This window comes from Pigmentiphaga humi (genome assembly GCF_900606115.1).
Taxonomy (GTDB): domain Bacteria; phylum Pseudomonadota; class Gammaproteobacteria; order Burkholderiales; family Burkholderiaceae_B; genus Pigmentiphaga; species Pigmentiphaga humi.
The window spans coordinates 24,789-44,240 of record NZ_UWPJ01000040.1; the positions used below are offsets into that span (position 1 = coordinate 24,789).

The 19,452-nt window shown below is 65.2% G+C and carries 20 protein-coding genes and 1 tRNA gene; 16 read left to right on the top strand and 5 right to left on the bottom strand.

Annotated elements, in window-relative coordinates:
* Window positions 1–7: 7 nt before the first annotated feature.
* Window positions 8–1,165 (bottom strand): DUF3800 domain-containing protein, encoded by a 1,158-nt coding sequence (locus tag PIGHUM_RS23125; protein WP_160142401.1) that lies wholly within the window; start codon window positions 1,163–1,165, stop codon window positions 8–10.
* Between the two features lie 331 nt (window positions 1,166–1,496).
* Between PIGHUM_RS23125 and PIGHUM_RS23985 the strand changes: the two genes are divergently transcribed.
* The 8 genes from PIGHUM_RS23985 to PIGHUM_RS23155 all read left to right on the top strand — a co-directional run bounded on the left by PIGHUM_RS23985 (window position 1,497) and on the right by PIGHUM_RS23155 (window position 6,754).
* Window positions 1,497–1,640: a hypothetical protein gene (locus PIGHUM_RS23985; protein ID WP_160142402.1), complete on the top strand. Its 144-nt coding sequence runs from the start codon at window positions 1,497–1,499 to the stop codon at window positions 1,638–1,640.
* 102 nt (window positions 1,641–1,742) lie between these two features.
* A complete protein-coding gene (locus PIGHUM_RS23130; protein ID WP_124082053.1) occupies window positions 1,743–2,705 on the top strand; it encodes a DUF932 domain-containing protein in 963 nt (320 codons plus the stop codon).
* Between the two features lie 33 nt (window positions 2,706–2,738).
* A complete protein-coding gene (locus tag PIGHUM_RS23135) occupies window positions 2,739–2,993 on the top strand; it encodes a hypothetical protein (protein WP_124082054.1) in 255 nt (84 codons plus the stop codon).
* Window positions 2,994–3,069: 76 nt separating this feature from the next.
* A complete protein-coding gene (locus PIGHUM_RS23140) occupies window positions 3,070–4,071 on the top strand; it encodes a YqaJ viral recombinase family nuclease (RefSeq protein ID WP_187697820.1) in 1,002 nt (333 codons plus the stop codon).
* A 13-nt stretch (window positions 4,072–4,084) separates the two neighbouring features.
* Window positions 4,085–4,981, top strand: a complete 897-nt coding sequence (locus PIGHUM_RS23145; RefSeq protein ID WP_124082055.1) for a recombination directionality factor — start codon at window positions 4,085–4,087, stop codon at window positions 4,979–4,981.
* Window positions 4,978–5,109 carry a hypothetical protein gene (locus PIGHUM_RS24375; RefSeq protein WP_281279094.1) on the top strand — a complete coding sequence of 44 codons (132 nt, stop codon included), beginning with the start codon at window positions 4,978–4,980 and terminating at the stop codon, window positions 5,107–5,109. Before PIGHUM_RS23145 ends, PIGHUM_RS24375 begins: the two co-directional genes overlap by 4 nt.
* Window positions 5,110–5,253: 144 nt before the next feature.
* Window positions 5,254–5,329: transfer RNA gene (locus PIGHUM_RS23150), tRNA-Ala, on the top strand.
* A 210-nt stretch (window positions 5,330–5,539) separates the two neighbouring features.
* On the top strand, window positions 5,540–6,754 hold the full coding sequence (locus tag PIGHUM_RS23155) for a glycosyltransferase family 4 protein (protein ID WP_124082056.1): 1,215 nt from the start codon (window positions 5,540–5,542) through the stop codon (window positions 6,752–6,754).
* A 54-nt stretch (window positions 6,755–6,808) separates the two neighbouring features.
* On the opposite strand, the gene PIGHUM_RS23160 is transcribed toward PIGHUM_RS23155, so the two are convergent.
* Window positions 6,809–7,357: a Dps family protein gene (locus tag PIGHUM_RS23160; protein ID WP_124082057.1), complete on the bottom strand. Its 549-nt coding sequence runs from the start codon at window positions 7,355–7,357 to the stop codon at window positions 6,809–6,811.
* A gap of 14 nt (window positions 7,358–7,371) precedes the next feature.
* Between PIGHUM_RS23160 and PIGHUM_RS23990 the strand changes: the two genes are divergently transcribed.
* The 3 genes from PIGHUM_RS23990 (at window position 7,372) to PIGHUM_RS23170 (ending at window position 11,148) form a co-directional block, all read left to right on the top strand.
* Entirely contained in the window at window positions 7,372–7,542 is a 171-nt protein-coding gene (locus PIGHUM_RS23990; protein ID WP_160142403.1) for a hypothetical protein, read from the top strand.
* A 104-nt stretch (window positions 7,543–7,646) separates the two neighbouring features.
* Window positions 7,647–8,849 carry an MFS transporter gene (locus PIGHUM_RS23165; protein ID WP_124082058.1) on the top strand — a complete coding sequence of 401 codons (1,203 nt, stop codon included), beginning with the start codon at window positions 7,647–7,649 and terminating at the stop codon, window positions 8,847–8,849.
* Between the two features lie 79 nt (window positions 8,850–8,928).
* Window positions 8,929–11,148 carry an FUSC family protein gene (locus PIGHUM_RS23170; RefSeq protein ID WP_124082059.1) on the top strand — a complete coding sequence of 740 codons (2,220 nt, stop codon included), beginning with the start codon at window positions 8,929–8,931 and terminating at the stop codon, window positions 11,146–11,148.
* 20 nt (window positions 11,149–11,168) lie between these two features.
* On the opposite strand, the gene cadR is transcribed toward PIGHUM_RS23170, so the two are convergent.
* On the bottom strand, window positions 11,169–11,621 hold the full coding sequence (gene cadR, locus PIGHUM_RS23175) for a Cd(II)/Pb(II)-responsive transcriptional regulator (protein ID WP_124082061.1): 453 nt from the start codon (window positions 11,619–11,621) through the stop codon (window positions 11,169–11,171).
* 117 nt (window positions 11,622–11,738) lie between these two features.
* On the opposite strand from cadR, the gene PIGHUM_RS23180 reads away from it, so the two are divergent.
* Entirely contained in the window at window positions 11,739–13,991 is a 2,253-nt protein-coding gene (locus PIGHUM_RS23180) for a heavy metal translocating P-type ATPase (RefSeq protein WP_246013462.1), read from the top strand.
* 22 nt (window positions 13,992–14,013) lie between these two features.
* Here PIGHUM_RS23180 and yaaA read toward each other — a convergent pair whose 3' ends face one another.
* Window positions 14,014–14,787, bottom strand: coding sequence for a peroxide stress protein YaaA (gene yaaA / locus PIGHUM_RS23185; protein WP_124082064.1), 774 nt, complete (start codon window positions 14,785–14,787; stop codon window positions 14,014–14,016).
* Window positions 14,788–14,804: 17 nt separating this feature from the next.
* Between yaaA and PIGHUM_RS23190 the strand changes: the two genes are divergently transcribed.
* The 4 genes from PIGHUM_RS23190 (at window position 14,805) to PIGHUM_RS23205 (ending at window position 18,142) form a co-directional block, all read left to right on the top strand.
* Window positions 14,805–15,215: a YchJ family protein gene (locus PIGHUM_RS23190; protein WP_124082066.1), complete on the top strand. Its 411-nt coding sequence runs from the start codon at window positions 14,805–14,807 to the stop codon at window positions 15,213–15,215.
* 108 nt (window positions 15,216–15,323) lie between these two features.
* Complete coding sequence (locus PIGHUM_RS23195) at window positions 15,324–16,193, top strand: alpha/beta hydrolase (protein WP_124082068.1); 870 nt, start codon at window positions 15,324–15,326, stop codon at window positions 16,191–16,193.
* Between the two features lie 89 nt (window positions 16,194–16,282).
* Complete coding sequence (locus PIGHUM_RS23200; RefSeq protein ID WP_124082069.1) at window positions 16,283–17,029, top strand: enoyl-CoA hydratase/isomerase family protein; 747 nt, start codon at window positions 16,283–16,285, stop codon at window positions 17,027–17,029.
* Between the two features lie 159 nt (window positions 17,030–17,188).
* Window positions 17,189–18,142 (top strand): NAD(P)H-dependent flavin oxidoreductase, encoded by a 954-nt coding sequence (locus PIGHUM_RS23205; RefSeq protein ID WP_124082070.1) that lies wholly within the window; start codon window positions 17,189–17,191, stop codon window positions 18,140–18,142.
* A 104-nt stretch (window positions 18,143–18,246) separates the two neighbouring features.
* On the opposite strand, the gene PIGHUM_RS23210 is transcribed toward PIGHUM_RS23205, so the two are convergent.
* A complete protein-coding gene (locus PIGHUM_RS23210) occupies window positions 18,247–19,374 on the bottom strand; it encodes a mandelate racemase/muconate lactonizing enzyme family protein (RefSeq protein ID WP_124082071.1) in 1,128 nt (375 codons plus the stop codon).
* Window positions 19,375–19,452: the final 78 nt, after the last annotated feature.

Consider the following 19,452-nt stretch of genomic DNA (forward strand, 5'->3'; position numbering starts at 1 on the left):
ACGCTCCTTATACTTTTAGCATTACGGCTGCATCGAGATCGGTCTTTTCTCTGTCAAAATCAAGCCCAAGACGGCGAATTATTAAGTCGGCGATTTCATCCTTATGATTCCTCTCTCCCGAGAAGTTCAGTCGACGATTAACCGCCCCAGCAATAACGTCCGAAATTTGCACAAACGAACTGTTTCTAGAAGAGATGCTGGCAACTCGTTCAAGTGTTATGTCTTCCCCATACTTAGATGCCAGCTCACCACGCAACCGTTCTTTCATATCTCTCAAGGTAAACCTATCTAGAGACTGCTCTTCGTCTAGTGTGACACTTACTCGACGTGGCAACCCTATACGCCCACTGTCAATTTCATGCTTAATTCCCTCGATCAACATTAGCTCATGCAGGCGTTGAACAGCCTGCTCAGTAGAGCGCTTTAGATTGATGCGTGAGATTGCTATTGCTTTAAAGCTTAGGAATTCTCGGTGGGACTGTATGATGTCCAGATATTTATCAATTGAGTCAAAGTCTCCCTTACCAAAGCGTGAGAAATGAACCTCTTTGTTTGAAAAATTAGAAGTGCTTTTCCACTCATTAATTGCCCTATCTACCGTATATACAGCTCGGCCATTCAAAGCCCATACAGACCCAACGATAAGAAATGAATCAGTCTTTCCTGCTTCATCCGAGAAAACCTGTACGGTTTGTATAGGTGGAGCGTCTTTCAGAACAGCTTCTCGAACTTCACTTTCTCGGTCACGCCGTTTTGCCCTTACCTTTCCGTCGGCTTGAAACAACTCGTATTCATTTTGAATTTTCGCTCGTGCCCTCACAATGACGGGGATGCGCTCCAGCTTGAATAGATCCTCCGGTTTAATTCCATGCTCATTGTAGATATCAGGCTGAAAAATCTCCCAATATTTTAGAGTCAACGCCACGTCGCTATTTCGCGTTAACGGATAGAGGTTCAACACAAAAGCAACCCGAGTCCTTTGGCTGGAAAAATCCCCTCCATCTAGTGCAGCTATCAGTTGTCGTTTTTCTTTCTCGAGCTTCTGTACGCGTTCAGAGATTACAGCGCCATGCAACGCGGCTACCCTATCAGCGTTCCCCCCGCTATCTTCATGCAGACCGTCGTTGGTCGACTCTGGCACATTCTCTAGTGTTAGGCCATTCACATTGGCTCCCATAGAACAAAAGGCATACCAAGATAGCTCATAGTCGCACCTTTTGCATCTGCAATTTCTACGGATGGCAGCCTGCGGGGATAACCCTAATTTCAAGATACGCTTTCCCAGGCTCAATATTAGTGATTACTTGCCAACATCCTTTGTTGGTATGTTTTTCATAGATTAATTTTTCATATACTTCTTGACGCTAAGAAGAGCTGGGCAATTTAATGAGTGTGCAGTTAATGCGTGCGCTCTATGGTCACTAGATCACTATAGGTAATCTTATTTGGTATAAGAAATGGGGGGAGATATTTTCCCTTCTGACTAGGAGAACCTCATGCGCACCACCACGGCTCGCATTTTTCTGGCCCTGCTGCTCGAAGCGGCAGGCGCTATCGTCCAGTACCTCAAGCACTACGTCGAAACGATCCTACGCCGCTTCGATGACCCGCTCTGGGAAAACCATCCCAAGTTCGTCTAGCTACTTCCAATCGGCCATTCGGCCAGCTTCCTCCTTCCTTCCATAGTCCCCAGCCTGGCAGTTACGCCCCAGGCCGAAGGCGTTCGCCTATTCGGAGTCCCTATGCACCTCGTTCAAAGCATGGCCTATACCGGCCCGCAGCCCTGGCACGGCCTGGGCAATCCTCTTCAACCCCGCCAACCGCTCGAAGTCTGGGCCAGGCAAGCGGGTATGGACTGGCAAATCGATCAGGCCGAAGTCCGGTATGCCGCTGGCGATCATGATGCCGATCCGGTCCATGCCTACCCCGAGCAAAAGGTCCTGTATCGCAGCGATACCCGAGCCCCTTTGTCGGTCGTGTCCAACCGCTACCAAGTCGTGCAGCCCCGTGAAGTCTTGGAGTTCTATCGGGATCTGACCGAGGTTGGCGGCTACGAGCTGGAAACGGCAGGCGTCCTAAAAGGCGGCAAGAAGTTCTGGGCGCTTGCTCGCACCGGCCAGTCCACCCAGCTCCGGGGCAACGACGAAGTCAATGGCTATTTGCTCTTGGCAACGGCGTGCGATGGCACCCTGGCCACGACCGCTCAATTCACCTCGGTGCGGGTCGTCTGCAACAACACCTTGGCGATTGCCCTGGGAGCAAGCCAGGGAGCGATCAAGGTTCCCCATCGCAGCCAGTTCGATCCCCAGGCCGTCAAGCGCCAGCTTGGTATCGCCATTTCTTCGTGGGATGCGTTCATGAGCCGGATCAAGACCCTGGCCGACTGCAAGGTCTCACCTTCCATGGCGCAAACCTACTATCGGCGGGTTTTAGCCCGTCCAGAAGCTTCGCCCATGCCTGCCCCTTCCGCCCGTCCTGATCGGACAGCTGAGGCCCTCTACGGTCTCTTCACGGGCAAGGGCATGGGAGCGGATCTGCCTTCGGCCTCGGGGACGGCCTGGGGATTGCTCAATGCCGTCACGCAATTTGTCGATCACGAGCGACGAGCCCGCAGTCTGGACCATCGTCTGGATGCTGCCTGGTTCGGAACGGGAGCCACCCTCAAGCAACGAGCCTGGGAGGAGGCCATGCAGCTTGTCGCATGACTGCGGGACTTTCGCACACCCCTGGAGTTCAACATGTTCTTCCCACGTGACCTACCCACCTCGTTTGGAGATTGGCTAGAGCAGCAGCAGGAAAGCGGTGCGCCCGGCACGGATATCTCGGCAGCCACCACGGTTGATCAGCGTCTCCGTGCTGCCTTGGTGATCTGCACGGCGCTGTTCGCCTCGCCTTCGGAGAAGACTGTGGTTGCCGTCTTCGAACGCATCAACGCCTTGGCGGAAGCGCAGCGTATTCCCAAGCCTTCACGCTCCGCAGCGCCGTTGGCCTAGCAGTTTCTCCTTCTTCTTCAACACGCCCGGTCGGACTTCGGTTCGCCGGGCTTTTTCATTTTCTGGAGTCCATGACATGAGAAGTTCTCTTGAATCGGTTCGCCCGGCCAGGCCTCGTCCGGCCTTGCGTCTGGTCGATACCCGCCGCATCGAGCGCGACGATTGGCTGGAGGTTCGCAAAGCGGGCATAGGCGGATCCGATGCCGCAGCCGCCGTTGGCCTGAATCCCTACAAGAGCGCGTTGGCGCTTTGGCTCGAAAAGACCGGCCGGGATGCGAATCTGGAAAAACCCGATCCGAAGGACACCACACAGCCGGTGTTCTGGGGTTCGTTGTTGGAGCCCATCGTGGCTGCCGCCTATACCCAGCAAACGGGCAGGCGGGTGCGCAAGGTCAACGCCGTGCTCCAGCACCCCACCGTGCCATTCATGCTCGCCAATCTGGACCGGGAAGTGGTCGGCGTTCCCGGGGTGCAGATTCTGGAGTGCAAAACGGCGGGAGAGTTCGGAGCCCGGCTGTGGCGCAATGGGGTACCCGAGTATGTGCAGCTCCAGGTTCAGCATCAATTGGCCGTGACGGGCAAGCAAGCGGCAGACGTTGCCGTGCTGCTGTGCGGTCAGAAGCTGGAGGTCTTTCGCATCCATCGTGACGACGAGTTGATCGCCCGGCTGATCGAATTGGAAGCGCAGTTCTGGGCCTATGTGACCAGCGACACGCCTCCCCCCGCCGATGGATCTGACTCAGCGGAAAAAGCGCTGCGATGCCTCTATCCGCAGGATACCGGTACCACGATCGATTTCAGCCATGACCGCATCCTCTCTGCGGCTTTCGCTGACCTGCAATCGGTCCGTCAGAAGATCGACGATCTGGCCGGCGAAGAAGCCAAGCTCAAGCAACGTTTACAGCAGGCCATGGGCGGTGCCACCAAAGCGATCTTCGAGACTGGAGAGATTTCCTGGAAACGCAGCAAGGACAGCAGGAGCATCGACCTCGAACGCATTCTTGGTGACCACCCTGCATTGCGGGAACAGTACGCCATGACCAAACCCGGTTCACGCCGATTCACCATCCTGGCTTGAAGGAGCAAGAACCATGCTGAAAGGTTTGGCTATTACGCCTCCCGTCATCGGCCGTATCTCGATCGGTCGGGTCGTGGAGAAGAACGGCAAGCGCCTGCCGGAAAAGGACGATCAGTTCACCGTGACCACGCAGGTCCAGAACCATGACGGCTGGGTGCTTCACCCCCTGGACGACACCTTGCGTAAGTCCTGCGTGGGCAAGCTGCGCTCGATTCCGGTGTGGATGTTGTTCGACGATCCCGACTTGAACCTGCGGGCCGAATATGCGCTCTTCGACCGGGAAACCGGCAGGCCGCAATGCGTTGGCAACGGCGAGACATGCCGCCGGGCCAGTGCGGAAGGCATCGAGACGCAACCCTGCCTCTCGCCCGATCTCTGCGCCTTGGGACGTAAGGCCGGGTGCAAGCCCTACGGTCGTCTCTACGTCATGCTGGGCGAGGAGGAGATGGCGGCGTTTGTGCTTCGAACAACGTCCTTCAACTCGATTCGGACGCTGGCCGCCAGGCTACGTTACTTCCATGCGGTCTCGGGCGGCGCACTCGCGACCATGCCGCTCGAATTGAAGCTGCGGGGCAAGTCCACGACGCAGAGCTACCGGACGCCCATCTACTACGTGGACCTGGTGCTGAAGTCAGGCGAAACGTTGGAGAACGCGGTTGCGCAAGCCCACGAAACGAAGCGGCAGCGAATCGCAGCCGGGGTTGATCAAGCGGCGCTCGATCAAGCGGCTCGGGATGGCTTCAGTAACGGGGCATTCGAAGAGTCCGCTGAGGATGTGCCGGCGGTTGTCGAAGAGTTCTACCCCGATTCAGCATCCCACGAAGTCAGTCCAGGAAGCATGGCTGTCAACGAACTGCTGCGGGACAAGCTAACGCGGCGAACCCAGGTTGAACGGGGCTCGACATCATGAAGGCCCTGATCGTGAACATGGTTGTTGCCGTGCTGTTGCTGCTGGCTGCGCCGATCTTCTTGATCTGGAGTGGTGTCATGCTCCTGCTCGTGGTCTGGGCTGTGTTGGCCAAGTTGTTCGGACGCTGAGGCGTTCCTTGCCCCGCTTGTGACGGGGTTTTTTTACCCTCGGCCAATAGGGATCTCTCTGGTTCCAGCCTTTTTAAATTGCTACACTGACAAGCAACATAGTTCCTAACGAATTTACGGCACGATCCGTCGCGGTCTGCACGTGGGGCGGTAGCTCAGCTGGGAGAGCGTCGCGTTCGCAATGCGAAGGTCGGGAGTTCGATCCTCCTCCGCTCCACCAAGAATCTCAGTACGAAAAGCGCAAAAACCGACCATCAGGTCGGTTTTTGCATTTCAGATCAGCCGCGGGCCAGGCCGACTCATCAGCCGATCCCGAATGGCGCGGGCAAGGCCATTGGCATCGATCCGTGGAAGAGCGCATGAGGCCGGGGCACTCGTGAGCGTCGCGCACGCTTCGCTGTAACATGACGCACTCTCCCCCAAGCTCCAGATGCCCCTCTCCACCCCGCACATCGTCGTCGACACCCAGACCATGCTTGCCGAACGCCTCAGCGGCATCGGCCATTATGGGCTGGGCATCGCGCAGGCGATGGACCGGCTGGCCGCGGGCGGGCTGTTTTCCTATAGCCTGATCGCGCCTCGCAAGCTGTATGGGCGGGTGCCGGCGCTGCCGCTGCGCGCTTGCCGGGATGCCGTGCCCGTGGGCCGGCTGGCGGAGAAGCTGACCCACCAGATATTGAAGCGGCGGCTGGGCCTGTCGATCGACTGGCTGCTGCCCGAGGGCGCGTATTATTTTCCCGCCTTCAAGGTCCTGCCGATGAAGGCGCGCCCGACGAGCGTGGTCATCCACGACCTGGCCCACCTCGACGTTCCCGAGTGCGTCGAAGCCGGCAACGTCGCGTTCCTGGACTATGCGCTGCCCCGTTCGGTCGCGCAGGCGCGCAGCCTGATCGCCGTATCCGAGTTCACCCGGCAGCGCATCGTCCATCATTTCCAGGTGGATCCGGCGCGGATCCACGTCGCGCCTCCCGCGGTGGACCGCCGGGTCTACCGCCCTGTCGATCCCGTGCAGGCCCGCGCGACGCGCGAGCGCTACGGGGTGGACTGCGAGGCCTATTTCCTGAGCGTCGCCACGCTGGAGCCGCGCAAGAACCTGCTGAACCTGATCGACGCCTTCGCGGCGCTGCCGCCGGCCGAGCGACGCCATTACGCGCTGGTGCTGATCGGCGCCAAGGGCTGGGACAACGGCGCGACGCAGGCGCGCATCGAGCAGGCCAGAAAGGCTGGCGCGCGTATCGTGCAGCCGTCGGGCTTCGTGGCCGACGAGGACATGGCGGCTTTTTACACGGGCGCGCAGGCGCTGGCCTTCGTGCCGCTGTACGAGGGGTTCGGCATGCCGCCGCTCGAGGCCTATGCCTGCGGCACGCCGGTTCTTGCCAGCCGGGTCGCGTCGGTGCCCGAAGCGGCGGGGGAACCGGCCCGCTACGTCGACGATCCCCGCGACGTCGCCGCGATCCGGGACGGCCTGCTGGCGTTGGCCGCACTCGGCCAGGCCGGGCGGCAATCGCTGCAACCGGCGATGCAGCGGCACCTGGAACGGTTCGACTGGATGCACAGCGGCGCGGCGACGGTCTCCGCGATCACCGGCATTCCCGCCTCCGCCTTGCTGGGCAGCGTGGATTATCCGCCGCCCGCGGCCGCCTGACGATCAACGCTGCCGGCCGCGGCCCGGCCCCCGGGCTCCGGCCCGCGGCGCTGCTCAATGTCCGGTGCTGTCGGCCTCCCGGCTGGCTTCGAACAGGAACCAGGTGCGGCGCTCGGTCTCGTCGATCCAGTTCTCGATCAGGCTGGCGGTGGCGATGTCCCGGTGCGTGTCGCACATCTCGTGCGCTTCGCGCAGGTTGCCGGAGAGCTGCTTGTTGTCTTCCCGCAGTTCGGCCAGCATGTCCAGCGGCTGCACGAAATCCGCGTCGTTGTCGAGAATGCGCTGCTGGCGCGCGATGTGGCCGATGGACTTGATCGTCGGCCCGCCGATCTTGCGCACGCGCTCGGCGATGTCGTCGGTCATGGCGAATATTTCCGTGGCCTGCTCGTCCAGCAGCACGTGGTAGTCGCGAAAGTGCGGACCGCTCATGTGCCAGTGGAAGTTCTTGGTCTTCAGGTAGAGGGCGAAAACATCCGCCAGGATCGCGTTCATCACGCCGCTAAGGTCGCGGGTGGCCTCGGCGCTGAGGTCGCTGGGCGTGGCCAGCGGGGCGGCGCGGCGCTTTTTCAGCTTGGCCTGGCGTTCGGGATCGATGCGCTTCATGGAGAACTCCATTGATGGGTATATCGGATCTGACCAACCCTCGCGAAAGCGCACCCGGCTGCGATGCCATGGCCGCCACCGCGATACCGATTATGTCGGCCATGCCCCGCCGGATCAACCACGGCGCCCGGCTATTCCTGGCCGATGACCGGGGGTTTTTGCCCGGCCTGCCCATCCCGTTCTAATGGTTAACCCCAGGTCCATGCGCGAAACCGTGTAGACTAGCCCGCTGCAAGTTCCACGACGGCCTTGGCCCCCGCCTGGCAACCGCCATCGATACCGCCCGCTCTTGAACGCCGATCCCGCCCTATCCTCCCGCGCCTCGTGGCGCGCCCGACTGCTGATCACCGGCTCGCTGATGACAGGGGTGCTGGGCAGCAGCGTACCCACGCCGCTGTACCCGCTCTACCAGGCCAAGCTGCACCTGCCTTCGTTCACCACCACGGCCATCTTCTTCGCCTATGTCGTGGGCGTGCTGAGCGCCTTGCTGATCGGCGGACGGCTGGCCGACCGGGTCAAGGACCGGCGCAGCCTGATGCTGCCGGCCCTGGCCATGGTGGCCGCGGGCGCGACGCTGCTTGCGCTGGCGCACGGGCTGGCCATGCTGCTGGCGGGCCGGCTGCTGGCCGGACTGGGCACCGGCACGCTGACCGGTGCCGCCAACGCCGCGCTGATGGAGCTCGAACCGCCCCAGCACAAGCAGCGCGCGGCGCTGCTCGGCACGGTCGCCTTCACGCTCGGCTCCATCGTCGGCCCCATCCTCAGCGGCGTGGCGCTGCAAAGCGGCTTCTATCCCACGGTCGCCCCCTTTCTGTTCATCGTCACCGTGACCGGTCTGGCCGGCTACGGGCTCTGGCGCCAGCCGCTGCCGCGGGCCGCCGCCACCGGCAACGCCGCGCCGCAGGCCCACGCCGCCGTCCACCCGCTGCCGGCGCGCCGGGTTGCGCGGCTCATGGCCTTGAGCTGCGGCACGCTGTTCTTCGTCTGGGGAGTCGGTTCCTCGCTGATGGCCGTGGGCCCCTCGCTGGGCGAGAAACTGCTTGGCATCCACGACTACGCGCTCAGCGGCTACGCCAGTTCGCTGCTGGCCGCCTGTGCCGGCACGGCGCAGTTCTTCAGCCGGCGCATGTCCAGTTCCTCGGCGTTCCGCTATGGCCACATGACGTTCACGGCGGGACTGGTCTGTGCGGTGGCTTCGCTGCTGGCCACGCAAAGCTGGCTGATGGGAATCGCGGTGTTCATCACCGGCCTGGGCTTTGGCGCCACCTTCATCGGCGCGGCCGGCATCGTCAATCACATCGCCCCGCCGCAGCGCCGCGGCCTGATGGTCTCGCTGTTCTACATCGCCGGCTACGTCGGCAACGGCTGGCCCCTGCTGCTCGGCTACCTCACCGATCATGCCGGCCCCATGGCCGCGGCCATGACGCTGCTGGTCACCGCGATCGCCGCCTCTTCCTGTTTCGCGGCGATCGCGCGCCGCCGGCTGGTCTAGGCCGAAAAGCCGGCCGGCGCAGCCCCCGCGCCGCCGCGATTTCCCCTAGACTGCCGCAAAAGACGGCGGATCGGTTCCGATGGATTACTCCACCAAGAACATCAAGAAATTCATCTACAGCCAGTATTTCTACATGGGGGTACGCCAGGCGCTGGGCGTGCTGATGCCTGCGATCCTCATCCTGGGCATCTTCCACCATGCGGCGCTGGGCCTGGCCGCCACATTCGGCGCCATGTGCGTGGCCATCGTCGACCAGCCCGGCCCCTATCGCCACCGCCGCAACGAAATGCTGGGCTGCACGCTGCTGGGCACGATCGCCGCCGGCGTGACGGCGCTGGCCACGCCCTATCCGTTCGTGCTGTGGGCGGCCGTGATCGCGCAGTGTTTCGTGTTCTCGCTGCTGACCGTGTTCGGCCGCAAGGGAGCGCTGATCAGCTTCGGCTGCCTGCTGCTGATGACGATGACCATGCACGACACCATGGATGCGCGCGGCGCCGTCGTCCATACCGCCGCGGCGCTGGGCGGCGGCCTCTGGTACACGGCGTTCAGCCTGCTGGTCAACCGGCTGTTGTGGTATCGCCAGGAGCAGCAGGCCATTGCGGTCTGCGTGTTCGCCTCCGCGGAATACCTCGAGGTCAAGGCACGCTTCTACGACCCGGACATCGATATCGACGACAACTACGGCCAGTTGATCGTCAAGCAGGCCGCAGTGGCCGAGCAGCAGGAAGCCGCGCGCGACGTGGTCCTGCGCGAACTGCCGCGCAGCGCCGACCTGGCGCGCGACCGGCATCGGGTCATACTGTTCAACCTGTTCATCGACATCGTCGATCTGCACGAGACCATGGTGGCCGTGCACACCGACTACGTGCAGATCAGGCGCGTGTTCAAGGATTCCGACCTGCTGGTGTTCTTCCGCGACATGCTGCACAAGCTGTCGCAGGATACCGAGTCGGTCGGGCTGGCGGTAACGCAGGGCGAACCCAGCCGCAGCCGGATCTCGGTCAAGGCCGAGATCCGCGCCATCGAATACGAAATCGAACTGCTCAAGCAGCAAGGCTTTCCGCAGGCCGAGCCGGAGGCCTACGCGGCGCTGATCTCCACCTTCCGGCGCGCCCGCAACGCCGCCTACATCGTGGAGCGGCTGCACCGCCACACCGACCTGGCCAACGTGGACGAACCGAGCTCGCTGCAGATCGACGCCTCGCTGCAGCGCTTTCTCTCGCGCCAGGATTTCAAGCTGGGCCGATTGACCAGCAATCTGCGCCTGGGCTCGCCCTATTTCCGCCATGCGCTGCGGGTCACGCTGGCGGCCGCCATCGGCATGACCGTTTCCAGCGAATGGCTGATGCCCCATCACATCGTCCACAGCTACTGGATACTGCTGACCATCCTGGTCATCATGAAACCGGGCTTCAGCCTGTCCTGGCAGCGCAATTTCCAGCGCCTGGGCGGCACGCTGATCGGTTGCGCGCTGGTGCTGGCGCTGTTGTTCTTCGTGCACAACAAGTTCGTGCTGCTGGCGGCGATGTTCGTCGCGGTAGTCATGGCCAACAGCCTGGTTCTGCTCTACTACGTGGGCAGTTCGGCCTTCAATACCGCCTTCGTGCTGCTGAGCTTCCACTTCCTGGCGCCGGGTTCGCTGCTGGTCGTGGGCGAACGCGTCCTGGATACGCTGATCGGCTCGATCATCGCGCTGGCCTGCAGCTACGTGCTGCCGTACTGGGAATACCGCTTCCTGCGGCCGCTCCTGCGCCATGCCATCGACGCCAACCGCAGCTACCTGGAAGCCAGCCGCCGGCTGCTCGGCGCCTCGGTGGACAACGTCGACATGAAACTGGGCGACGTGGACTACCGGATCGCCCGCAAGAACGTCCACATCGCCTTCGGCAACTTCACCAATTCGTTCTACCGGATGATGCTGGAGCCCAAATCCAAGCAGCGCTCGGCCGCCCAGTTGAACAGCCTGGTCATCCAGTTGCACGACCTGTCCGCCCAGATCGGCGCCGCCGCCCCGCTGGTCGCGGCCCTGCCCGCGCTGCCGCCGGCATTGGGCACGGCGTTCGAGACGCTGGACCGGCAATTGCGCAGCGCCGCCGCCCGCAGGCCGGCGCCCGAGGACGAGGCCGAACAGGCCAAGCGGCTCTCCCGCGAACTCGACGCCGCCGTGGCCGACGCCCAGGCCAGGCCCGAGCCGGCCGAGGCCGAACGCGCGCTGCTTTTGCAGCAACTGGTCTACCAGGTCAAGCAAATGCTCAAGACGGCTGTCCTGGTGCGCGCCACGGCTTGCGAACTGGCGTAGCGCCCGGCGGACGCCGCCGCTCAGCCATGCGTCGGCCCCAGCCGTCCATGCTTGTGGCCGCTCTCGCGGCGCACGCTCCCCGGCGCGCTCGCCAGCCCTTGCAGGATCCCGCAATCGCCTTGGCCATCCTGCCTGCCGCATAGCTGGCGCAGGTCTTTCAGCGTTTTCTGCAGCGCCTTGAGTTCGGCGATGCGCGCCGCCACGTGGCCGATGTGCTCGTCGAGCAGCGTATTGATTTCGCCGCAGTTGCCGACCGGATCCACGCACAGCTGCAGCAGGCGCCGGATCTCGTCCAGCGTCATGTCCAGCGCCCGGCAGTTGCGCACCAGCAGCAGCCGCTCGGCATGCGCCTCGCCATAGACGCGGTAATTGCCGAGGGTGCGCGCGGGCTCGGGCAGCAGCCCTTCGCGTTCGTAGTAGCGGATCGTTTCGACCGGCGTATGGGTGCGCGCGGCCAGTTCACCGATTTTCATCACGACTCCAGCAGGCGGGAATGCTCTCAGCATACTGCCGGAGCCGGGCGGCACCCCGCTTGACCCTGTACCCACTACAGGGTTTCCAATCGAAGCATGCCTACACGGAGCCTGCGGATGTCCGACTCTTGCCAGCACTGCCATTGCGACCACCCCGAACCGGCGGCGCCCACGGCCGAGCGCGATGCGCCGGGCGCCGAGGGCCTGAGCCGGCGGGAAACGCGATTCCGCATCGAACAGATGGACTGCCCGACCGAAGAGCGCCTGCTGCGCAAGGCGCTCGAGGGCATGCCGGGCGTGCGTTCGCTGTCATTCGACCTGATCGGCCGCACCTTGAAGGTCGGCCACGATCTGGACGACGTCCAGCCCATCCAGGCCGCCATCTCCGCCTTGAACATGTCGCCCGTGCTGCTGGACGCGGCCGCGCCCGCCGCGGACCAGGCCGAAGAAGCCGTCGCCTCGCGCCCGCCGTGGCTGCGGATGGGCGCCGCCGGCGTGCTGGCCATCGCCGCCGAGGCGCTCGCCTATGCCACCGGCACCGACCGTTCGCTGCCGGTCGTCGCGCTGGCGCTCGGATCCATCCTGCTGTGCGGCCTGGGCACGCTGCGCAAGGGCTGGCTGGCGCTGCGCCACTTCACGCTCAACATCAACCTGCTGATGACGGTGGCCGTGATCGGCGCCGCCGTGCTGGGCCAATGGCCCGAAGCCGCCATGGTGATCTGGCTGTTCGGCCTGGCCGAGACGATCGAAGCCATGAGCCTGACGCGCGCGCGCCATGCCATCCGCTCCCTCACCGCCCTGGCGCCGGAACGAGGTTCGGTGCGCCAGGCCGACGGCGCATGGCTGGACCTGCCCGCCGGGCAGATCGGCATGGGCGCCGTCGTACGCGCGCGTCCGGGCGAGCGCATCGTGCTCGACGGCGAGGTGGTGGCGGGCAGCTCCAGCGTGGACCAGTCGCCCATCACCGGCGAAAGCATGCCCGCCGACAAACAATCCGGCGATCCGGTCTATGCCGGCACCGTCAACCAGCAGGGCGTGCTGGAATACCGGGTCACCGCCGCGGCCGGCCACACCATGCTGGACCGCATCGCCCACACCATCCAGGAGGCCCAGGGCAAGCGCGCGCCCACGCAGCGCTTCATCGACCGCTTCGCCGCCGTCTATACGCCGGCGGTATTCGCCGTGGCCATCGCGGTCGCGCTGGGCGGGCCGCTGCTGCTGGGCATGACCTGGCTGGACGCGGTCTACCGGGCGCTGGTGCTGCTGGTGATCGCCTGCCCCTGCGCGCTGGTCATTTCCACGCCCGTTACCATCGTCAGCGGCCTGGCCTCGGCGGCGCGGCGGGGCATCCTGGTCAAGGGCGGCCTGTATCTCGAACAAGGCCGGCACCTGCGCCACCTGGCGCTGGACAAGACCGGCACGCTCACCCACGGCAAGCCGGTGCTGACCGACGTGGTCCCGCTGGGCGCCTCGCCGGCCTCGCGGGCGCAGGCGCTGCAGTGGGCCGCCAGCCTGGAGGCGCTGTCTCCGCATCCGGTGGCCCATGCCGTGGTCTCGGCCCACACGGGCCAGGTGCTCGACGTTGCCGATTACCGCGCGCTGCCGGGACGCGGCGTGGCCGGCCGCATGCAGGGCCAGGACTACAGCCTGGGCAGCCTGCGGCTGGCCGGCGAGCTCGGCGCCGCCACGCCCGAGCTGGAAGCGGAGATGCAAGCCCTCGAAGCCCAGGGCAAGACCACGATGATCCTGTGCCAGGGGCCGCGCGCCGTCGCCCTGCTCGCGGTGGCCGACACGATACGCGACACCAGCCGCGCAGCCATCGCCGACCTCCGCCGGTTGGGCGTCGAACCGGTGATCCTGTCGGGCGACAACACCGCCACGGTGCGGACCGTGGGCGCGGACCTGGGCATTGCGGACGCGCGCGGCGGATTGCTGCCCGAGGACAAGCTGGCCGCCATCGAGGCGCTCGGCGGCCAGGGCCCGGTCGGCATGGTGGGCGACGGCGTCAACGATGCGCCGGCGCTGGCGCGCGCGGACATCGGCTTTGCGATGGGTGCGGCCGGCACGGATACCGCCATCGAGACGGCGGACGTCGCGCTGATGCAAGACGACCTGCGCAAGCTCCCCGAATTCATCCGGCTGTCGCGCCGCACGGCGGGCGTGCTGTGGCAGAACATCGTATTCGCGCTAGGCATCAAGCTGGTGTTCTTCGCCCTGACTTTCGCCGGCGAAGCCACGCTCTGGATGGCGGTGTTCGCCGATGCCGGCGCCAGCCTGCTGGTGGTGTTCAACGGCCTGCGGCTGTTGCGCGCCGCGCCTTCGCGTCATCCCGAACAGGCGCCGGCGCAACTGCGCGGCAGCGCTGCCTGAGGCGTGCAGAAAGCGGACTGCCTCAGGCGGCCTTGCGGCGGAAGACCAGCCGGTCCGGCTGCGACGCCGCCGCGTCGTAGCCATAGCCCTCGGCGTCGAAGCCCTGCAGCCCCTCGGGCTTGGCCACGCGGTGCTGGATCGCGTAGCGCGCCATCAGGCCGCGGGCGCGCTTGGCGTGGAAGCTGATGACCTTGTAGACGCCGCCTTTCCAATCCTCGAACACGCACTGGATGACCCGCGCCTTGAGCGCTTGCCGGTCGACCACCTTGAAATATTCCTCGGACGCCAGGTTGACGATCACCGGCTGCCTCGCGCCGTCCTGGCGCTGGTTCAGATACTCCGAGATGCCGGTGCCCCAGTATTCGTACAGGTTCTTGCCCTTGGCGGTGCCCAGGCGCGTGCCCATCTCCAGGCGGTAGGGCTGCATCAGATCCAGCGGCCGCAGCGCCCCGTACAGCCCGCTCAGGATCACGACGTGGTCCTGCGCCCACTCGAGCTGCTTGCCGGTCAGCGAGCCGGCGTCCAGCCCCTCGTAGACGTCGCCGTTGAAAGCCAGCACGGCCTGCTTGGCATTTTCCGCCGTAAACTTCGGCGTCCACTGCGCATAGCGCGCCACGTTCAGCTCGGCGAGCGCTGGGCTCAGGTGCATCAGCTCGGCCACGTCCTGCGCCGACTTGGCCTTGAGCGTCGAGATCAGCGTCTTGGCCCGGTCGACGAACAGCGGCTGGGTGGCGGTCTCGACGTGCGGGGGCGTGTCGTAGTCCAGCTTCTTGGCGGGGGAAAGCAGAAACAGCATGGCGTATACCGGAACAAATGAACCCAGGCGTTAATGTAGACCAATTGTGCCCATGCGGGCTCGGCCAGGCCTATGCGCGCTGCTGCGGCCGCTGGCACCACGGCGCGCAGCGGCTCCAGGCGCCGGACGCCCCGGCGCTGATGCGCTCGCGCTACAGCGCCTACGTGCTCGGCCTGCACGGCTACCTGCTCGACACCTGGCACCTCTCGACCCGGCCCGCCGCCCTGGAACCCGACCCCGACGGCATGAAATGGCTGGGCCTGGAGGTGCGCAGCAGCGCCCAGCGCGATGCCGACCATGCCACGGTGGAATTCGTGGCGCGCAGCAAGCTCGGCGGACGCGCGCACCGGATGCATGAAATCAGCCGCTTCGTGCGCGAAGCGGGGCAGTGGTACTACCTGGACGGCACTTTCCCGGGCCGGAGTTAAACTTCCGCCTGCACGGTCCCGCGATGCCACCGCACCGCAGGCCGCTGCAAGAGCGGCGCTCCGGCGCCCTGCCCGGGCCCGAGCGGCCCCGACTCCATTGCGTTCGCCATGTCCGTCCACCCGCTGCACGACCACCCTGCCTATACCCCCGAGTTCTGCGAAAGCGGCTACAACAACCTCGTCCGCATTCCCGACCATCTCGATTACTTCTCCCGCTGGGCTTCCGACGCTGCGCTCGCGCGCCGCGGACAGGCCTGCCAACTGGGCCTGCGCTACGGCGATGCCCCGGCCGAAACCCTGGACTATTTCCCATCGCGCAAACCGGGCGCGCCGCTGCTGGTCTTCATCCACGGCGGCTACTGGCGTGCGCTGGACAAGTCCTGTTTTTCCTGGCTCGCCCCGGCCTACGTGGCGCGCGGCGCCGCCGTGGCCATCGTCGGCTACGGCCTGGCGCCCGCCACGCCGCTCGAAGACATCGCGCGCCAGATGCTGCGCGCCCACGCCTGGCTGTACCGGCATGCCGGCGAGCTCGGCTTCGATGCGCGCCGCATCGTCACCAGCGGCCATTCGGCCGGCGGTCAACTGACCGGGATGCTGCTGGGCGCGCGCTGGAACGAATGGGAGTCCGGCCTGCCGGCCGGATTGATCAGCGGAGGCTTGTCGCTGAGCGGCCTGTTCGACCTGGAACCGGTCGCGAAAGCGCCGTTCCTGGCCAATCTCGGCCTCACCCCGGACCGGGTGCGGCAACTCTCTCCCGCCTATTTCACGCCGGACCTGCCCACGCCGCTGATTGCCGCGGTGGGCGGCAGCGAGACCCCGGAGCTGCAGCGGCAGACTTCGCTGATCGCCGCCTGCTGGCCGCGCAACGTCAGGCGCACCCTGGTCGTTCCCGACTGCAATCACCTGGACATCTGCGACCGCCTGGCCGATCCGTCCGAGGCGCTGTTCGGCGCGGCCTGCGAGCTGCTGGGCCTCTGAGCCGGTCGTGGGGAGCGGATGCCGCTCCCTTTCCAACGGCCATAAAGTTGACGAAATTAACTATATAGTTTAATTTATCAACTATATTCATGAGGACAGCCACCGTGGCCGAGGACAAGGAACTGCTGCAGGCGCGGCACGGCAGCGTACTGCTGCTGACGCTGAACCGCCATCCCAAGCGCAACGCGCTGGACACCGCGCTGATGCGCACCCTGCTCGATACGCTGCGCCAGGCCGATGCCGACCCGGAAATCCACTGCGTGCTGCTGGCGGCGAACGGCTCGTGCTTCTGCGCCGGCGCAGACCTGGAGGAAGCGCGCGCCCTCGCCAGCCAGGGTGAAACCGCCCGCCTGCAGGAACGGGCGCAAATACTGGTGGACTTGAACACCATCGTGGCCAGCATGCAGACGCCCGTCGTCGCGGCGGTCAACGGCCCGGCCATCGGCGCGGGGGCCGGCCTCTCCCTGGGCAGCGACCTGGTGGTGGCCTCGTCCGCGGCGCGCTTCGGCTACCCCGAAGTCAAGCACGGCATCTCGGCCGGCATCCTGATTCCCAACCTGATCCGGCAGGTCGGCCCCAAGGCCGCCTTCGAACTGATCGCCACCGGCGATCCCATCGGCGCCGAACGCGCCTATGCGCTGGGCATGGTCAACCGCGTCGTTGCGCCCGAGGAACTGCTCGACGCCGCATTGGCGCTGGCAGGCCGGCTGGCGCAGTTTCCCCCGGCCGGGCTGATGGCGTCGAAGCGGGCGTTCCAGCAGGCCTACGACATGCCGATGGCCGAAGCTGTGCAGGCCCAGCGCGACGTGAATATGAGGCTCCCCCCTACGCGCTGACGCGCGCCCCCCAGGGGGCGGCAGTGGCGGACCGGCAGGGAAGCCCACCCCTCGCGGCTGCGCCGCGCCGCTCGAGGGGCGGCACCGGCGGACCGGCAAAGCCGGATCCGCTGTGCCCTGGGTCTGAGTTGCTTTACTGTTTTCTGGAAGAGTTTCAATATGCTTTCGACGCGTTTGACTGCTTTGCTTGGCATACGCCACCCTATCGTCCAGGGGGGCATGAGCTGGGCGTCTTCCAATGCCGAGCTGGCGCTGGCGGTGTCCCGGGCCGGAGGGCTGGGGGTGATCGCCGCAGGGCCGATGTACCCGGACGATCTGCGCGCGGCCATTGCCAAGGTGCAGGCCGGCACCGATGCGCCTTTCGCGGTCAACGTGCCGCTCTACAACAAGCGTTCGGCCGAGTTCCTGGATATCGTGCTGGAAGCGCGGGTTCCCGTCATCATCGCTTCGCAAGGCGGACCCAAGGCCCATATCGGCCGTTTCAAGGAAGCCGGCGTCACCTGGATACAAGTGACGGCGAACCCGCTCCACGCGCGCAAGGCGGAAGACGCCGGCGTCGATGCGGTGATCGCCGTGGGCGGCGAGGCCGGCGGGCATCCCGGCCCCGATGAAGTCAGCACCCTGGTGCTGGTGCGCGCCACGGTGCAGGCTGTCTCGGTACCGGTGATCGGCGCCGGCGGCATTGCCGATGGCGCCGGCATCGCCGCCATGCTGGCGCTCGGGGCCAGCGGCGCGCAACTGGGTACGCGCTTCCTGCTCACGCCGGAATCCGGGCTGCACGAGCATTACAAGAACCTGGTGCTGCAGGCCGACATCGGCGATACGGCCGTGATCGGCCGCGGCCGCTCGCCCATCCGCATGGTGAAGAACGACTTCGCCGCCGAGTACGAGGCCGCCGCCAGGGCGGGCGCTTCCGATAGCGAACTCGATGCCTTGTTTGGCCGCAGTTCCCTGCGCCAGGCGGCCAAGGACGGCGACGTGGCGCAAGGCAAGGTCGAGGCGGGCCAAAGCGCGGGACTGATCGACGCCCTGGTGCCGGCCGGCGAGCTGGTGGAACGGCTGGTGCAGGAAACCGAAACTGCCTTGCGCGGCGCGGCTTCGCTGTTGCGCTGAACCGCATCGTCCAGTGCCGCAAAGGAATGCGGCCGATAAAAAGGCATGCCGCGCGGCATGCCTTTTTCATTGCCGACGAAGCGCGCCGAGCGCTTCCCCGGCGTTCAGGCGGGTGTCCCGGCGGTGAATTCGACGCCGGACGCCACCGCATCGGACACCGCCAGTTCGCCGTTCCTCACATCCAGGCCGGTGAACGGATCGTCCAGCAGATGATCGAACTCGGCCAGCTCCGCCCCCGCATGGATGGTGGCGGCCAGGCTCGCCAGGTGCACGCCTTGGGCCGCCAGCAGGCGCGGCCCGAAGATGGCGCCGAATCGATAGCCGACGCCGGCGGCTTCGCAGATGCGCATGGCGGTCAGGGTGTTGCGGATGCCGCCGAGGTAATGCAGCTTCAGGTTGTAGGAATCCGCTGCGTTCAATGCGATCAGGCGCATCAGCCCCGCCAGGTCGCCGATGGATTCGTCGGCCTCGATGGGCAGTTCCCCCGCCGCATGCACCCGGCACAATCCGTCCACGTCGGCCGCGGGCACGGGCTGCTCCATCATTTCCACCGCCAGCGGCCGCAATTCCCGGCACACGCGGATGGCCGTGTCGGCATCGTAGGCCTGGTTGGCGTCCACGGTCAGCGTGAGCTGCGGGCCGACCCGCTGGCGCACCGCGCTCACCCGCGCCACGTCCAGGCCGGGCTCGCCGCTCAGCTTGAGCTTGAGATTGCGATACCCCTGCCCCGCCAGCCTCGCGGCCTGCGCCGCCATCTCGTCGGGAGCCTTGATGGACACGATGCGGGAAGCCTCGATGCCTGCGCGCACCTTGCCGCCCAGCAGCGCATGCAGCGGCAGGCCGAGCATGCGCGCCTGCAGGTCGTAGGCGGCGCAGACGAAGCCCGACAGCGCGCAGACTTCGGCGCCCGCCACGCCCTCCAGGCGCCGGTGCAGCGCTTCGAGCTCGAAGACGTTGCGGCCCACGGTTTCGCGGCGCAGCGCCTCCAGCACCGGCTCGATGCGCGCGACGTCGGGCTGGAAGATCGGCGTGCCCAGCACGTGGCCGAAGCCCGCCTCGCCGCGGCGCGAAACCAGCCGGATGATCCAGCCGTCCACATGGGTAATGACGCCGCGCGCGAAGCGCCAGGTCGGATCGTCCTGGCGCTGCGAGCAGGCAATGATGTCGATGCGTTCTATCGTGCCCGGCCCCGCGGCAAGCGGCGCCGCCACGGGGCGGTGGGAGTCGGTCATATCAATTCTAGAGCTGGGCGTCACACTGCGTCCGCCTGTAGTTCTACTTTAGGCCAGGGAAACCGCGGATCTGGCTTT

Bases quoted from the DNA above. Each gene is read 5' to 3' on its own strand.
- PIGHUM_RS23170 (WP_124082059.1), top strand. From the start codon at position 8,929: ATGGATTACTCCACCAAGAACATCAAGAAATTCATCTACAGCCAGTAT.
- PIGHUM_RS23140 (WP_187697820.1), top strand. From the start codon at position 3,070: ATGAGAAGTTCTCTTGAATCGGTTCGCCCGGCCAGGCCTCGTCCGGCC.
- PIGHUM_RS23195 (WP_124082068.1), top strand. From the start codon at position 15,324: ATGTCCGTCCACCCGCTGCACGACCACCCTGCCTATACCCCCGAGTTC.
- PIGHUM_RS23990 (WP_160142403.1), top strand. From the start codon at position 7,372: ATGGGTATATCGGATCTGACCAACCCTCGCGAAAGCGCACCCGGCTGC.
- PIGHUM_RS23135 (WP_124082054.1), top strand. From the start codon at position 2,739: ATGTTCTTCCCACGTGACCTACCCACCTCGTTTGGAGATTGGCTAGAG.
- PIGHUM_RS23190 (WP_124082066.1), top strand. From the start codon at position 14,805: ATGAACCCAGGCGTTAATGTAGACCAATTGTGCCCATGCGGGCTCGGC.
- PIGHUM_RS23200 (WP_124082069.1), top strand. From the start codon at position 16,283: ATGAGGACAGCCACCGTGGCCGAGGACAAGGAACTGCTGCAGGCGCGG.
- PIGHUM_RS23205 (WP_124082070.1), top strand. From the start codon at position 17,189: ATGCTTTCGACGCGTTTGACTGCTTTGCTTGGCATACGCCACCCTATC.
- PIGHUM_RS23210 (WP_124082071.1), bottom strand. From the start codon at position 19,374: ATGACCGACTCCCACCGCCCCGTGGCGGCGCCGCTTGCCGCGGGGCCG.
- PIGHUM_RS23985 (WP_160142402.1), top strand. From the start codon at position 1,497: ATGCGCACCACCACGGCTCGCATTTTTCTGGCCCTGCTGCTCGAAGCG.
- yaaA (WP_124082064.1), bottom strand. From the start codon at position 14,787: ATGCTGTTTCTGCTTTCCCCCGCCAAGAAGCTGGACTACGACACGCCC.
- PIGHUM_RS24375 (WP_281279094.1), top strand. From the start codon at position 4,978: ATGAAGGCCCTGATCGTGAACATGGTTGTTGCCGTGCTGTTGCTGCTG.
- PIGHUM_RS23180 (WP_246013462.1), top strand. From the start codon at position 11,739: ATGTCCGACTCTTGCCAGCACTGCCATTGCGACCACCCCGAACCGGCG.
- PIGHUM_RS23155 (WP_124082056.1), top strand. From the start codon at position 5,540: ATGCCCCTCTCCACCCCGCACATCGTCGTCGACACCCAGACCATGCTT.
- cadR (WP_124082061.1), bottom strand. From the start codon at position 11,621: ATGAAAATCGGTGAACTGGCCGCGCGCACCCATACGCCGGTCGAAACG.
- PIGHUM_RS23160 (WP_124082057.1), bottom strand. From the start codon at position 7,357: ATGAAGCGCATCGATCCCGAACGCCAGGCCAAGCTGAAAAAGCGCCGC.
- PIGHUM_RS23145 (WP_124082055.1), top strand. From the start codon at position 4,085: ATGCTGAAAGGTTTGGCTATTACGCCTCCCGTCATCGGCCGTATCTCG.
- PIGHUM_RS23130 (WP_124082053.1), top strand. From the start codon at position 1,743: ATGCACCTCGTTCAAAGCATGGCCTATACCGGCCCGCAGCCCTGGCAC.